This window comes from Prevotella veroralis DSM 19559 = JCM 6290, from assembly GCF_000377625.1.
Lineage (GTDB): Bacteria > Bacteroidota > Bacteroidia > Bacteroidales > Bacteroidaceae > Prevotella > Prevotella veroralis.
On sequence record NZ_KB898328.1, the window covers coordinates 54,075 to 68,907 of the forward strand.

The 14,833-nt window shown below is 46.6% G+C and carries 10 protein-coding genes; 2 read left to right on the forward strand and 8 right to left on the reverse strand.

Annotation, left to right across the window (positions count from 1 at the left end; translation table 11 throughout):
- Window positions 1–77 precede the first annotated feature (77 nt).
- Window positions 78–2,450 carry a bifunctional dihydroorotate dehydrogenase B NAD binding subunit/NADPH-dependent glutamate synthase gene (locus tag D464_RS0105085; RefSeq protein ID WP_018910438.1) on the forward strand — a complete coding sequence of 791 codons (2,373 nt, stop codon included), beginning with the start codon at window positions 78–80 and terminating at the stop codon, window positions 2,448–2,450.
- 788 nt (window positions 2,451–3,238) lie between these two features.
- Here the strand turns inward: D464_RS0105085 and D464_RS0105090 are convergent.
- The 6 genes from D464_RS0105090 to ileS all read right to left on the reverse strand — a co-directional run bounded on the left by D464_RS0105090 (window position 3,239) and on the right by ileS (window position 10,963).
- Entirely contained in the window at window positions 3,239–4,876 is a 1,638-nt protein-coding gene (locus D464_RS0105090) for a dipeptidase (RefSeq protein WP_018910439.1), read from the reverse strand.
- Between the two features lie 36 nt (window positions 4,877–4,912).
- Complete coding sequence (locus tag D464_RS0105095; RefSeq protein ID WP_018910440.1) at window positions 4,913–5,119, reverse strand: hypothetical protein; 207 nt, start codon at window positions 5,117–5,119, stop codon at window positions 4,913–4,915.
- A gap of 10 nt (window positions 5,120–5,129) precedes the next feature.
- Window positions 5,130–6,077 carry a DUF4296 domain-containing protein gene (locus D464_RS0105100; protein WP_018910441.1) on the reverse strand — a complete coding sequence of 316 codons (948 nt, stop codon included), beginning with the start codon at window positions 6,075–6,077 and terminating at the stop codon, window positions 5,130–5,132.
- A 52-nt stretch (window positions 6,078–6,129) separates the two neighbouring features.
- Entirely contained in the window at window positions 6,130–6,768 is a 639-nt protein-coding gene (locus D464_RS0105105) for a lipoprotein signal peptidase (protein ID WP_018910442.1), read from the reverse strand.
- A complete protein-coding gene (locus D464_RS0105110) occupies window positions 6,768–7,151 on the reverse strand; it encodes a TraR/DksA family transcriptional regulator (protein ID WP_004383215.1) in 384 nt (127 codons plus the stop codon). Before D464_RS0105110 ends, D464_RS0105105 begins: the two co-directional genes overlap by 1 nt.
- A 146-nt stretch (window positions 7,152–7,297) precedes the next feature.
- Entirely contained in the window at window positions 7,298–10,963 is a 3,666-nt protein-coding gene (gene ileS / locus D464_RS0105115) for an isoleucine--tRNA ligase (RefSeq protein WP_018910443.1), read from the reverse strand.
- A gap of 284 nt (window positions 10,964–11,247) precedes the next feature.
- Here ileS and D464_RS13830 point away from each other — a divergent pair, with 284 nt between their 5' ends.
- On the forward strand, window positions 11,248–11,424 hold the full coding sequence (locus D464_RS13830) for a hypothetical protein (protein WP_208854296.1): 177 nt from the start codon (window positions 11,248–11,250) through the stop codon (window positions 11,422–11,424).
- A 334-nt stretch (window positions 11,425–11,758) separates the two neighbouring features.
- Here D464_RS13830 and D464_RS0105120 read toward each other — a convergent pair whose 3' ends face one another.
- Both D464_RS0105120 and D464_RS12515 read right to left on the reverse strand, forming a co-directional pair.
- The gene (locus tag D464_RS0105120) at window positions 11,759–13,024 is read right to left on the reverse strand and encodes a hypothetical protein (RefSeq protein ID WP_018910445.1); all 1,266 of its coding nucleotides are present in this window, start codon (window positions 13,022–13,024) and stop codon (window positions 11,759–11,761) included.
- A 289-nt stretch (window positions 13,025–13,313) separates the two neighbouring features.
- Entirely contained in the window at window positions 13,314–14,393 is a 1,080-nt protein-coding gene (locus D464_RS12515) for a Fic family protein (protein WP_018910446.1), read from the reverse strand.
- Window positions 14,394–14,833: the final 440 nt, after the last annotated feature.

Consider the following 14,833-nt stretch of genomic DNA (forward strand, 5'->3'; position numbering starts at 1 on the left):
TTAACAAAACTCATCCCTCGTGGATCCTAATCCCCCCTCTCCAAGCGGAGAGGGGACGTGGATGAGCCCTTTAGACTATGAACAAGATTATAAGTAAGAAGCAGTTTTCTGAGAAGGTGTTTTGTATTGAAGTAGAGGCACCACTCATAGCTCGTAGTTGTCGACCGGGCAACTTTATCATCGTACGTGTTGATCATCACAGTGAGAGAGTACCATACACCATAGCCAAAGCTGACACCCAGAAGGGCACGTTGACAATGGTTATTCAAGAGGTGGGACGCTCTTCGACGAAGCTTTGCCAACTAAAGGTTGGAGATGAGATAGTCGATATTGTCGGTCCTTTGGGCACCCCTTCTCGCATTGAGAAATATGGTACAGTCGTATGTGCGGGAGGTGGTATTGGCATTGCAGCGATACTCCCCATCCTCACAGCTCTTAAGCAAGCTGGCAACAAGGTAATATCTGTTTTGGCTGGAAGAAGCAAGGAACTTGTTATCATGGTGGACGATGTTCGACAGTACTCAGACGAGGTGATCATCATGACGGATGATGGTTCTTATGGTGAGAAGGGCGTTGTCACGGTGGGAGTCGAGCAGGTGATTCAACGTGAGCATGTCGATAAGGTGTTGGCGATTGGACCTCCTATTATGATGAAATTCACCTCACTCTTGGCAAAGAAATACGGCATTCCGAACGATGTATCACTGAATACTATCATGGTAGATGGCACTGGTATGTGTGGTGCTTGTCGATTGACTATTGGTGGAAAGACCAAGTTTGTCTGTATTGACGGACCAGAGTTTGACGGCGACTTAGTCGATTGGGACGAGATGTTTAAGCGTATGGGCACCTTCAAGGAGATTGAGGCTAAGGACATGGCAGTGCCTAATCCAGCTGATAAGAAGGGTTCCGACCATTCTAGCTCGTCTATTAATAATGTAGGAGATGAGGCTTCTGCGGATAGTGCAAAATCATCTTCTATCGACAAAAACAACGTTTCCACCGATGAAGCAAACGAACCCGAAGAGGTTTGGCGCAAGGCTCTTCGCAAGGAGTTGAAGCCTAAGGAGCGTACAGCCATCCCTCGTGTGCAGATGCCGGAACTTGATCCTGCCTATCGTGCAACGACCCGTTTGGAGGAAGTGAATATCGGTTTGACACCCGAAATGGCTATACAAGAGGCGAAGCGATGCCTCGATTGCCCGAAACCAACGTGTGTGGAAGGGTGCCCAGTGGGTATTCATATCCCCGACTTCATCAAACATATAGAGCATGGAGACTTCCTTCAGGCAGCCAGTATACTAAAGGAAACATCGGCATTGCCCGCTGTTTGCGGTCGTGTATGCCCACAGGAAAAGCAGTGCGAGAGCCGTTGTATCCATCTAAAGATGAATTCGCCCGCTGTAGCTATTGGTTATCTCGAGCGTTTCGCAGCCGACTATGAGCGTGAGAGTGGGCAGATGACCTTGCCAAAAGTAGCCCCCTTGAATGGTATCAAGGTAGCTGTTGTGGGTTCAGGACCATCTGGTTTGAGCTTTGCAGGCGATATGGTAAAGCGTGGATATGAGGTTTATGTGTTCGAAGCATTGCATGAGATCGGTGGCGTACTCAAGTATGGTATCCCCGAGTTCCGCCTCCCTAACAGGATAGTAGATGTAGAGATTGAGAACCTCCGACGTATGGGTGTCCACTTCCAAACAGACACGATTGTGGGCAAGACCATCAGTATTGACGAGTTGAAAGAACATGGTTTTAAAGGCATCTTTGTCGGTTCCGGAGCTGGCTTACCGAACTTTATGGGCATTGAAGGAGAGAACTCTATCAACATACTCTCCAGTAACGAATACCTCACGAGAGTAAACCTCATGGATGCAGCTAACCCCGAAACGGACACGCCGATCATAATAGGTAAGAAGGTTCTCGTTATAGGAGGAGGCAACACAGCGATGGACTCCTGCCGTACAGCTAAGCGTCTTGGGGCAGATGTGACATTGGTATACAGACGTTCAGAAGCAGAGATGCCTGCACGACTGGAGGAGGTGAAACACGCCAAAGAAGAGGGTGTCCATTTCCTCACGTTACATAATCCTCAATCGTACAAAGCCGATGAGAAGGGTCGCGTCTGTGCTGCGGTATTGGATGTGATGAGGCTTGGTGAGCCTGATGCCAGTGGGCGTCGACGTCCAGAGGTAACGGGCGAGACGGTGACAGTGGAGTGCGATCAAGTGATTGTGGCAGTAGGAGTTTCACCGAATCCATTGGTTCCGAAGTCTATCGAAGGGCTTGAGTTAGGTCGTAAGAACACGATAGTTGTCAGCGACCAGATGCAGAGTTCGCGCCCAGAGATATATGCCGGTGGTGACATTGTACGTGGTGGTGCGACCGTTATCCTCGCTATGGGCGATGGCAGAAGGGCTGCTGCAAGCATGGATAAGAGCCTCTCGTTGTAATTCAAAATTCATAATTCACAATTCAAAATTATGATTAGTTCGAGTTGACGAGTTGATAGTTGACGAGTTAACAAGTTGTTAGCAAAGATGGTTTGTATATTCTCTTGTACCTTTAGGTACTCTGTGTACAGCACGTATCTACTATATCTGTGACATCTGTGATTAAATTCTTCACAAGGAAGAAATGGTTAAACGATTCTTTGCCGGAGCATTTTTAACACAGAATACACGGATGGCACGAAGCCGCAAGGCGACACAGAGTTCCTAAAGGAACATGGGAATCCACAGAAGCGGATGCCCACGTACAATTCAAAATTCAAAGTTCAAAATTCAAAATTATGATTAGGTAGAGTGGACGAGTGGACTGGTTGACAAGTAAACAAGTTATTTGTTCTGTGGAATAGAGTACCACAAAGTAGGGACAGACGCCTTCGTCTGTCCGCTCCAACATTCCACGTTACATTACAAGAAGCCTCCCTTATGCGGACAGACGAGGGCGTCTATCCCTACTTTGTGGCATCCCTTTGGATGGAAAGAACTATTCAAATAGGTTATCATTAGGCGCTCCTCCCCTTGGGGGAGGCTGGGAGGGGTTTCCAGACGAGGGCGTCTGTCCCTACAGGTTGGCATTATCATTAATTAAAGGAACGCCCTCTTCGCTTTGAAGAGGGCGTCTCCTTGCCATGAAAAGGGCGTCTCTTCACATCGAAGAAACGCCCTCTTTGTTGGCAGATGGTACTATCCACTCCCCTCTCCATTCGGAGAGGGGCTGGGGGAGAGGCCTTTCCTTACTTTGTTGGTACAGCATATTTATCGCCAGTCTGCTTGACGATCTCATGCTTCATATAGTCACTATAACCTGGACGAGCCACACGCTCACCAAGACCAGTTGGTGTTTTGAGGAACTTACCATCCTTTTCTGGCTTCACAGCCATATCGTTGTACTTCACAATCAGGTAGATGGCGAGCTGCTTCCAACGGGCAAGCATTTCGTTACTCTTCTGTATGGAGTAGTCGTTAAGATACTTCACTGCAGCCGACTTATCCGTCTTGTACAGGCTAAGAGCCTTTGCTTCCACCTCTGGTTGGGCTGCGAAATAAGCGTTCTCAAGCGAATCGCGCACCGCTTTCAGCGATGGGAAGAGCTGCGAATAACGTGGGTAAACCATGTTACTTACCCAGTTGCAAACCCAGAAAGCATTCTTATCTGAGAAGGTAACAGCGTCTGCGCCAGGTGTATCGAAGCACTCTGCACGCTCCGTATTACTACAATAGATAGGCACATAAGCTATCATATTGCCATCGTCGTTACCGAACCATAGGATTCCACCAAGCTCTCTTGGTAACCATGAACGGAGCTGTGCTACATAGGAGAAACCCGTCTGCTGGGTAGACGTTGGACGCTCGTTGAAATACTTCTTACCGTCAACCTCGTATTGAAGAGGGGTTGGACGATAAGGACAATCCCAGTTTCCTTGTGCTATATCATGGTCTAATGAGAGTGGAGTACCCTCATAGTGATCACGCATACAAGCCTCCATTATAGCGACATCGAGCTTCTTGTCTGGTACAATCCATAGTGGCATGTCTTCGGCGTTGGCGTCTTTTCCGAGTGCCCAAGGCAACCAGTGCGACATATCTTTGAAGTGATTAAAGTAGCTCCAAACGCGTGCATCGCACCAACGACGCCCTCCGAAGTTGGGCTTTGCATACACCATTTTCCAGTTAAAATCCTTATCCTTTCCAGTAAACCAGCCTTTTGAACGTGCGAAACTAATGCAGTTTTTAGACGTGATGACCTCTGTTGGATAAGTAGAAAATTGCCCAATGCGACTCTGGTTGGCGTGAGCTGAAATCATCCCATCGGGTATGCGCACTGCAACCCATACCACTTTCTGCTTCTTATCACCGCCACATCCTTGCATCTCAAGCAACCACACTTCGTTAGGATCAGCTATTGTGAAGGTCTCACCCTCGGAGTTGTAACCGTAAGTCTCAGCCAGTGTCGTCATCACCTTGATAGCTTCTCTTGCCGTCTTACTGCGTTGTAAGCCTAAATACATCAGTGATCCGTAATCGATAATGCCGTTTTTATCCACCATCTCTTCGCGTCCGCCGTAGGTAGTCTCACCTATGCTGACCTGGTATTCATTGATATTTCCGATGACATTGTAGGTTACTTGCGCCTCAGGAATATACCCGTGGCTCTCGTGCGTGTCGTAATCAATGATCTCACGACGCGCATCTTTGGCATGAGAACCAGCCGGATAATGACATAAGTTAGTAAACAAGCCGTAATCATCAGCATTGTAAGTAACGAGGACGGAACCGTCCTTTGTTGCGCCCTTAGTGGCTATGAAGTTCGTACACGCATAGGTGTATGACATCATAAAAAGCATTGCGAGCGTTGCAAATGACTTCTTCATAAGCTGTAGTTTTTATGTTTTTAATCTGTTCAAAGGTTATTCTATGGGTGTATTATGTCGATAGGCACGGAGAATCCCATCGCTGTCTTTGCGCACATCAATCGTTCCGCTCATCCATTCTGTCATAGCCTCTTCGTGTGTGAAGGGATATATCTCCGTGACAACTCCAGCCTCGATGACAACGATTCCTTGCTCGATTGTCTCGTTGGGAGTGTGGATGAAGTTAGCTGCTATGCGTCGCATCTATTCAAGTTTATCGTGTCCTCTTTACGGGTAAGCCCCTTTCACGCATAGCATCAGTGGGTGTGCGAGGTGGACGGTCACCTTGTGCTGGTGCCGAACTGGGGTTTACTGGTGTTCCACCGATCGTTCTTATCGGGTCAGAAGTATTCGTTGAGTCGCCTGAATTGACGTTCTCTTGCTTGCGAACGTGCATTCGGACGAGTTGAATGTTATTAAGAATTAACATCTTAAAGGTGGTAGTTGGCTCTTGACCCTTTAGCATCATGAAGTAGCCACGGATGTTTTTTATCCGTAAAGAGTCGCCCCCGTCCACCATAAGTGTTTGATGAGAATCAGAGGAGATATGCGTGTATTGCGTTGTAATACTATCGTTGGTGAAAGTGACCGCCATAACAATTACGGCATCGCGTGCGCCATCTTGTATGATAAACTGCGAATCGAAATTGAGCATTAAGCGGTCGCCTTTGTGGAAGGCTGTATCTGCTTTGATCTCAAAAGTTTCTTTGTTGACAGGTGCGTAAGGGGAGAGAATGAGCGAGCGACCGCCTTTCCATATATCAGTAGTGTCTCCTTTGGAGGTGATAGCGCCGTATTGTGATAGTTCAGACTCCGATGCGCCCTCTGCACGAGCTTGGTCTTCAAGACGCTTGGAGATGTCTACATACATGTCATGAAGATGTTCGGTGTGACGCATGTAATACTTCAGAGAGTTATCAAACTGCGCCTCCGTCACATCGTACTTCTTCATTACTGCCAGCTTATAAGCCTTTGCTTTCGCCGCAGAAGTATTACTATTATTTGCCATCGCCATCGCTATGTGATAGTCATACAGTATGTCTTCCATCTTCGATGGCTGTATGTATTCGGATGGAATAGATGGTTTACAACCCACAAAAAAGGTTGTGAGTAGTAATCCACAAAGTATTGTTAACAAGCGAGTTGTATATTTCTCTCTCATTCTAAATAGTGTCTTTATCCTCTCAAAACTCCTCATTCAACACTCCTAACTCCTAACTTCTCTCCGGTTTCCAACCGTTGAAGTCCTTTCTAAAAAACAGTAGAATGGTGATGACACCCACGCTTATGCAGGCATCAGCAAAGTTGAAGACAGGGGAGAAGAAGACGAATGATTCGCCTCCACAAAACGGCATCCAGTCAGGGAAGGTACCGGTGAAGAGGGGGAAATAAAACATATCAACTACCTTGCCCATAAGCATTGGTGCGTACCCTTCTCCCCATGCTGTAAGAGTTGAAGGAACGGCTCCCTCTATATAATAAGGTGTAGAGGCAGTGAAGATCTGACCATATATCAACGAGTCGAAGATATTGCCTGCTGCACCTGCACATATCATCGATAACACGACAATATACGCCGTTCTCGCTCCCTGCTGGATGCGATTTCTGATATACCATATCAATCCAATGACTGCGAAGATACGGAAGAGACTGAGGAACAACTTGCTTCCGAGCTCCATTCCCCATGCCATACCATTGTTCTCAACAAACTCTATCTGGAACCAATCAAATATATGAATTGACTCGCCTAAGGTCATGTTTAGCTTGACAGCTAACTTAATGATTTGATCGATGATAAGCAACGATACAATCAGAGAAGCAGCCATCAAGCCCTTTTTCTTATTACTATTCATTAATGATGTTTATTAGCTTCCTTGGATGCTACACTTAGTGTTGCATGAGGGACAACACGCAGTCGTTCTTTCGGAATAAGCTCTCCTGTGATTCGATCTATACCATAGGTCTTATTGTCGATACGCACGAGTGCGGCTTGAAGACCCTTTATGAACTTCTGTTGACGCTGTGCCATCTGCACGAGTTCTTCCTTTGTTTGATTCGAACTACCCTCTTCTAATGCCTTATAAGTGGGTGATGTGTCATTGACGTCATTAGTGTTCTTGTTTGTAAGAATCTTCATCGTCTCTTCGTAATCAGACTTAGCTATGGCTAATTTGTTGTTTACTATAGCGCGAAACTCCTCGAGTTCCTCATCGCTATAACGCTTCTTTGTCTCCATAAGGAATAAAGTGAATTAGGTTATTAAACATTATTTGAGATATAGTGAGGTAGGATTTGAAGTCCCGAGAGGGGATGGTTGCACGGTTGGTACAGCCATCCCGTCAGACTTCTGGGCATCCCTAAGGGTGCACCCCACTATGTTTTTTAGTCTTTTTGGATGTCTATATGAAGTTTAAAGTCGTCGAATTCAACCTCTGTACCAGCGTTCTCAGCCAGTGAAATGGCGTTAGCTAATACTTGTGTCTTGATCAGTTCGCCAAAAGACTCTACTGCCTTCGCAGCTTCCTCATTAGGTTCGATGATAACAGAAATGCGGTCGGTGATCTCGAGTCCAGCCTCTTTACGGAGGTTCTGGATGCGGTTGATCAACTCACGAGCCATTCCCTCGCGGCGCAACTCATCGGTTAGTTCCACCTCAAGTGCCACAGTTAGGTTGCCTTCATTGCTCACTAACCAGCCCGGAATATCCTCTGATATGATGTCAACATCGGCTGCTTCTACCTTGATAGGCTGTCCTTCCAATTCGAAGTTGAACTCACCAGTAGTCTCCAAAGCAGCTATCTCATCTTGAGACAGTGCATCCATACGTGCTGCAACGAGCTTCATCAGCTTACCAAACTTCTTGCCCATGACACGGAAGTTGCACTTTACTTTCTTTACCAAGATGCCTTGTCCCTCAACAAAAGAGAGTTCCTTCACATTCACCTCATGCTTAATAAGGTCAGCAACAGCCTCTATATGCTTCTTCTGAGTGCTGTCTATGGCTGGAACCATTATCTGTGCTAATGGTTGGCGAACCTTTATATTGACCTTACGACGCAATGCCAAGACCATAGAAGTAATGCGTTGAGCCATGTCCATACGTGCTTCAAGGTCGGTATCGATGACTGCCTCGTCAGCAACAGGCCAACGATCCAAGTGAATACTCTCACATTCTCCGCCCAAATCTCTATACAGTTGATCCGCATAGAATGGTGCGAACGGAGCCAAGAGACGTGCCACTGTCATCAAGCAAGTATATAAGGTGTCATACGCACTCTGCTTGTCTGCACTCATCTCTTTGCCCCAGAAGCGTTTACGATTCAGTCGGACGTACCAGTTACTGAGGTCGTTATTAACGAAAGAGTCGATGAGTCGACCTGCACGTGTTGGGTCGAAGTCTTCTAACTCGGCTGTAACACCTTTAATCAGAGAGTTCAGCTTAGAGATAATCCAGCGGTCGATCTCTGGTGCGTCAGCCTTAATAGCCTTGCAGTTTGTTGGCTCGTAACCATCGACGTTAGCGTACAGAGCGAAGAAGCTATACGTATTATATAAGGTGCCAAAGAACTTGCGTCTACATTCATCAACGCCCTCTGGATCGAATTTCAGGTTATCCCAAGGCTCGCTATTGGTCATCATGTAGAAGCGAACAGGGTCTGCTCCGTACTTATGAAGCATCTCAAATGGGTCGGTAACATTGCCTACATGCTTACTCATCTTATTACCTTTTGCATCCAAGACAAGCCCTGTTGAGATCACATTCTTAAATGCAACTGAGTCGAAGACCATGGTTGCTATGGCATGAAGAGTGAAGAACCAACCACGCGTTTGGTCAACTCCTTCATTGATGAAGTCGGCTGGGAAGAATGCTGGAGGTACAGCTATTCCCTCGTAGGTAGAGTGTATCAAGGCATCACGATAAGCTGCCTCGCTCATACCCGTAGCCTTGAGACCATCGGAATTAATCTCTCCTTCGAATGGATAATGCTGTTGTGCGTATGGCATTGAACCGCTATCAAACCATACATCAATCAAGTCGCTTTCACGGTGCATAGGCTTACCCTCGTCGTTAACAAGTACGATGTCATCGACATAAGGGCGATGGAGATCAATCTTATCATAGTTCTCTTTGCTATAATCACCCACTACGAAGCCTACTTCCTTCAGTGGATTCTTCTCCATGACACCTGCTGCAACTGCCTTCTCTATCTCATTGTAGAGTTCTTCTACTGACCCAATGCACTTCTCGCCATGGTTCTCATCACGCCAGATAGGTAATGGTGTACCCCAGAAGCGAGACCTACTTAGGTTCCAATCATTCAAGTTCTCAAGCCAGTTACCGAACCTTCCTGTACCCGTAGATGCCGGTTGCCAGTGTATCGTCTTATTGAGTTCCACCATGCGAGCCTTGCGTGCCGTGTCCTTGATAAACCAGCTATCTAACGGGTAATAAAGGATAGGCTTGTCTGTACGCCAGCAGTGCGGATAGTTATGAACATGCTTTTGGATGTTGAAAGCAGAGCCTTCCTGCTTCATCTCCATACAGATGATGATGTTCAGATCTTCAGCCTTTTCAGAGGCTTTCTTGTCCCATACTCCATTTGGATTAAAGCGTGGGTCGTATGAATTCTTTACGTAATCGCCAGCATGATGGGCGTATGCTTCCTTATTGACGCATGATTTGATGAAGTTCTTATCCAGCTCATCAAGGGTGTAATACTTACCTTGGAGGTCGACCATAGGGCGTGTTTCACCCTTCTTCGAGATAAGATATAGCGCAGGAATATTCGCATCCTTTGCCACCTTCGCATCGTCAGCACCGAAGGTAGGAGCGATATGCACGATACCAGTACCATCTTCCGTCGTAACGTAATCACCGAGGATAATGCGGAAAGCCTCGCTCTCCATCTCAACGAACTCATCGCGTCCTTCCTCACTCTTGAACACCTTCTCTGGGTGAGCTGTCGCATAGTTGTTAACGAATTGAGGCGCAAATTCGCCTGTCTTCTCCACTGGCTTCACCCAAGGCATGAGCTGTTTGTAATGCAAACCCTCCAATTCTGTACCCATCACGCGCCCTACGACACGATAAGGAACATACTTGTCGCCACGCTCGAAAGCAGGTAATTCGCCTCCATCAGTTATCTCGCCTTCTGGTTTCAGATAGGCAGCTACACGACTGGCAGCCATTACCAAGGTTACTTTCTGCGCATCGTAAGGGTTGTAAGTCTCAATGATGACATATTCAATCTTCGGTCCGACGCACAACGCAACATTAGATGGTAAGGTCCAAGGAGTGGTTGTCCATGCAACGAAACAAGGTTTACCCCAAGTCGACTTAGGCAAGTTTGCCTTCTCAGCCAATGCCTTCCAATCTTCTTCAGGGATAGTAAATTGTGCCGTAACCGTGGTGTCCTTGACATCGCGATAACAGCCCGGTTGATTCAACTCATGGCTTGACAAGCCCGTACCGGCAGCTGGGGAATAAGGTTGGATAGTATATCCCTTATAGAGTAACCCTTTATTATAAAGCTGCTTCAAGAGCCACCATAAGGTTTCAATATATTTGTTGTCGTAAGTGATATAAGGGTGTTCCATGTCTACAAAGTAGCCCATCTCTTCCGTAACCTGTCGCCATTCTGCGGTGAACTTCATTACGTTCTCACGACACTTATGATTATAGTCTTCAGTGGAAATATATCGTTCCGAGTTATGGTTGTCGATGTCCTTTTTGGTGATACCAAGCTCCTTTTCAACACCTAACTCAACGGGTAGTCCGTGTGTATCCCAGCCTGCTTTGCGGTGCACTTGATAGCCTTGCATGGTCTTATAACGGTTGAAAGTATCCTTGATGGAACGTGCAAGAACATGGTGAATACCCGGATGTCCGTTAGCCGAAGGAGGCCCCTCAAAGAAGATAAACTGCGGTTTTCCCTCTCGTTCGTCAATACTCTTGTGGAAGATGTCATGCTTCTCCCACTCCTTCAACATGTCTTGGTTTGTTTTAACAAGGTCAAGCCCCTTGTGCTCGGCGAATCTCTTTGCCATATTATCGATGTTATTTTGCTTATTTTCTAAATACGTGCAAAGATACAAATAACAACTGATACTACCAAATTTTACTGACAGTTGGAGCCCAGCCAGCCTCCTCCTATAACCCTACCAAAGTTCCCCCAATAACCCCACCCAGCCTCCCCTAAGGGGAGGAGCAGCCTCACCCCCGTCCCCTCTACAGCCTCACCCCCGCCCCCTCTCCGAATGGAGAGGGGAGTAAATACTACTATTAGCAAACAAAGAGGGCGTTTCTTCGATATGAAGGAAGCCTCTCTTCGATGCGACGGAACGCCCTCTTCATATTGAAGAAAGCGTTCCTTTATTTAAAGAACATGCCAACCTGTAGGGACAGACGCCCTCGTCTGTCCGCCAGAGCACGCCAAATCCGCAACCAACTTCCCCGCTTTATGCGGACAGACGAGGGCGTCTGTCCCTACTGGTGGCAATTCTTTTAATGGGAGAAGGAGCCTCACCCCCAACCCCTCTCCGGATGGAGAGGGGGAGTAAATACTACTATTAGCAAACAAAGAGGGCGTTTCTTCACATCGAAGAGACGCCCTTTTCATAACGACGGAACGCCCTCTTCCTTTTGACGAAGGCATCTCCTCGTTCTTGCTCCTGCTATTCCAGCTAACGAGGCACAATCTCGTTATACACCAACCCACCACCCCCTCTTATGCAAACAGCACTATTCACTCCCCTCTCCATTCGGAGAGGGGGCGGGGGTGAGGCTGTAGATTGGCTGGTGGGAAGCCTGTTTCGCCTGGGGGTGAGGCTGTTTCCCCTCTCTCAATGAGCCATATAAAAGGCTGCGCCTAAGGCTCCTTTATACTCCTCAACATCAATTCTATCTCCCTCCCGATAGGTCTCATACTCCTTTTTCGATACTATTATCTCACCATCCTCTTGCATAGTTCCGCAGGAGGCAAAGCGCACTTTATACGCATGACTGCGTCCGCTCGTCTCAAACTTATCCTTCACATAACTGATGTGATGATCTGGTTTGGAGTAATCAAACGCTACATTATAGGTTATGATGGTGCCAATCGCATAAAAGATAGCGAAGAAGAGGACAAAAATGAACTGCTCGGTTGGATTGTCCACGCGTGATTTTGTGAAACTGAAGTTGTACCAGAGGAACGGAATAGAGACCACAACAATGCACAGAAGCATATAGGGTATGAGCGGATAAATATCTATGATGTTCTCACGCAACGATAAACACAACAGCACCAAAGACACTAAATAGGTACTACTAAACAGTGTTGGGCGGTCGGTATCATCACGATATACATCGAAAAGTGCCGTTCCTTTCGACTTGATAAACACAATGCTCGCCAGCCATGGCATTGCTGCTGCCGCCAAAAAGACGTATCGGTAATAGGGCATTGGCACGAAGAAGAGGGCGACAGTGACGATGTTTGCAAGGATATTCACCGCTCGTGCCCATAGACGGTTGCGTTCGTTCTGATTGAGCCGTTCGACTGCGCTGGCTCCTAAAGAGCTATTCTGCCTTATCGACTGGCGGTCTTTTCTCTTCTCACGGGGGAAGTAATTATGGAAATAACGCCCTGCCCAGCGTTCCACATCATGGTAATCTCGATAGTAAACACCGAAGGTTATCTTCTTTCCTGCACCCTGATAGGGTACGAATTCGATACCATTCCCGTAAGAAGGTAGCACACATTCAATACTATTGAAGAACAGAACTCGAGTGCCAAAGAGGGTTTCCTTGACGATTCTATCTTCATAGATATACACCTTATCACGCCTTGTATAGAGGATGGCAAATACTGGCAAAAGAAGGAGGAAGAGCCCCATAAGTGTGGAGATATAATCGTCCAGCGAGGCAGAACCATGTAAAATAGTGGTCAAAACGCCTGTTTGTACGGCATCATAGATGATTGCAATGCCAAAAGCAAAGAGTGCGATAGCAAAGAGATACAATATGATTTGTCCTGTAAGTGCCATCTTGTAGGGTCTTGCTACCCTACCCTCTCCCATCTTCCCATCCGTTGCCGAGGCTGGAATCTGTATGTTTTTTCTATGTTTCATTATCAATGTTTTAATATAAAGAACAAGCCTTATCCTCGTCCACAACCAGCCTCACCCCCGTCCCCTCTCCGAATGGAGAGGGGCGTGAATAGTATTGTTTGCAAACAAAGGGGGCATTCCGTTAATGTGAAGGAAGCCTCTCCTTGATGCGAAGAAACGCCCTCTTTAAATGGAGATGATGCCTCCTTCCTACCCCCTCTCCTACAGAGAGGGGAGCAGATAGTGCCATTGCCCACAGGACAAACAACTCGTTTACTTGTCAACCTGTCCACTCGTCAACTCTAACTAATCATAATTTTGAATTGTGAATTATGAATTTTGAATTATACAAAGCCCTATATTTCCTATTACGATTTGCCCCTTCCGACTGCAAGAAACCGAATGATACGAGTTGACGGAGGTAACGTTTGGCAGTGGTTGGAGTAAGTTGGAACTCCCGTGTTATGAGTTCGGTCGTAAGCTCCTGATGGTTATTTGCGAAGTAAATAATATCGACCAGTTTCGCTGCCAATGATGGTTTTATCGACCATTTACCAATTATTTCCTCCATCAAAGCCTCTTTATCGACCATTCCCTCCCCTATCGACCGCATGAAGTGGTCGATTTCCTGCTGTAGATGCTGGCAATGTAAGAGCGTCATATAGTCGATAAAAACATCGCAATTATTATCTTCCCTCGCCCTAACCAAGGCTTGAATATATTCAGCTCTGTCCTCTTTTAGAACCTTTGTCGGCAATACATCAAACTCCATCTGAAGTAGATTCATCAGCAAACGGGATGTTCGTCCATTACCATCCACCCACGGATGAATCGTTACCAACTCATAATGTGCCCAGAAACTCAACTCATATATTGCAGCAATATCTGTCGGATTGAGGTGCTCTCGCCGCCTATTTAGTTCGGAACAAAACGCCTCCAAACGGGAAGGAACTTTAAGATAAGACATGTAAGAAGCCCCTCCGAATCCTGCTGTAACATTGAGTTTCCGCAGTTCGCCACGTGCTGCAGAGAAGTCGCCAACCATTGTGTGATACTCACCACCAGTGCGTGCCATCACCTTCGAAGCGAGTAGAATAAGGTTATCAACCGTTATCTTTTCATGTTGTTGAATCCATTTCATACCAAAGTCATAGGCAACTTTCAAGTCAAGATTCATCAGTTGCTCTATCATCGTCCGCTTGTTAGAGGTGATCCCCTCATCGAACAACAGTTGAGCCTCAAGTTCGGTAACGGTCGATCCTTCGATAGCTGTAGAGTGAGTAATAATGGAGTAGAGATAGAATTTATCATAATCTATCTGTTCATTGACCCTTAACTCTTCATATTGACGGAGTAAGTTCAGTAGTTTCTCTTTGTCTGCTTGCTTCATTCTTACTAATATTCAATCTCTGACAAAAAGCCTCACCCCCGTCCCCTCTCCGAATGGAGAGGGGCGTGAATAGTGCTGTTTGCGCATGATGGAAAGGTCAAAAGAGCCTCCTCCAGCCTCCCCCAAGGGGAGGAACACCTAACGGGAAATAGTTTGATTAGGCTGGGGCAATGTGTAACAGGGTACAGGCTCGTTAGCTGGAACCACAAGAATACGAAGAAGAAAACGCACTCTTCGTTGTGAAGAAAGGCTCTTCTCATTGCAAGGAAAGGCTCTCTTCATAGCGAAGAGACGCCCTCTTCATAGCAACGAAACGCCCTTTTGCTATCGAAGAAACGCCCTCTTACTTTTGAAGGAAGCACCCCCTTGTTTTTACTCCTGCTGTTCCAGCTAAAGAGGCACAGCTTCATTACGCACCAACCAACCATCCCTTAACTTAC